Below are 1,084 nucleotides of genomic sequence, written 5' to 3'. Positions count from 1 at the left end.
GCGTCCGCACCTTCTCCCGCTGGGCCGAACTGATCGACCCCGCCGCCCGCCGCCTCCTCGACACCACCGGCTGGACCGCGCCCGACGACGACGCCTACCCCATCGGCCAGGACTGGGCCGGGCAGTACCTGACCCCACTGGCGGATGCTCTCGGTGACGCGGTCCGCCTCGATCACGAGGTCGTCGGCATCGCTCGCCGCGGCCGCGACCGCATCGTCGACGCCGGCCGCGACACCGAACCCCTGTCGGTGCACGTGCGCCACCGCGACGGCACGGACACCCGCCTGCTCGCCCGCGCCGTCCTCGATGCCTCCGGCACCTGGGGCACTCCCAACCCGCTCGGCGGCGAAGGCCTGCCCGCCCTCGGGGAACGCGCCGCAGCCGAGAAGATCACTTACCGCGTCCCCGACCTGGGCGACGATGCGGTGCGCACCCGCTACGCCGGCCGCCACACCGTCATCGCCGGCAGCGGCCACTCGGCACTCAACGCAATCGTGGCGCTGGCCGAGCTCGCCCGCACCGCCCCCGGCACCCGCCTGACCTGGGCGGTGCGCCGCGGCGAGATCGGCGCCGCGTTCGGCGGCGGCCAGGACGACCAACTGCCCGCCCGCGGCGCCCTGGGACTGCGCGCCAAGAAGGCCGTCGACGACGGGTTGCTCACCGTGGTCACCGGGTTCCGCACCGCCGCCGTCGAACCCGCCACCGACGGTCAGGTCGCATTGGTCTCCGATACCGGCGCCCGCATCGAGGCAGTCGACGAGATCATCGCCTCCACCGGCTTCCGGCCGGACCTGTCGTGGCTCTCGGAAATCCGCCTCGACCTCGACCCGGTGCTGCAGGCCCCGACCGCGCTCGCCCCGTTGATCGACCCGAACGTGCACTCGTGCGGGACCGTCTACCCGCACGGGGCCGCCGAGCTCACCCACCCCGAACCGGGCTTCTATGTGGTCGGGATGAAGAGCTACGGGCGGGCCCCGACGTTCCTGGCGATGACCGGCTACGAGCAGGTCCGCAGCATCGCCGCCGCCCTGGCCGGTGATCATGATGCCGCCGCCCGCGTCGAGCTGACCCTGCCCGAGACGGG

1 protein-coding gene is annotated in these 1,084 nt (G+C 73.8%); it reads left to right on the top strand.

The window, feature by feature from the left end:
* Positions 1-1,084 (top strand): NAD(P)/FAD-dependent oxidoreductase (locus tag Q7514_RS33115; protein WP_330137392.1); only part of this gene is annotated, 1,084 nt, incomplete at both ends.

The sequence above is a fragment of the Rhodococcus artemisiae genome (genome assembly GCF_036327795.1).
Lineage (GTDB): Bacteria > Actinomycetota > Actinomycetes > Mycobacteriales > Mycobacteriaceae > Rhodococcus > Rhodococcus artemisiae.
Note: the sequence above shows the minus strand (reverse complement) of the source record. Positions and strands in the feature narration are given on the sequence as shown.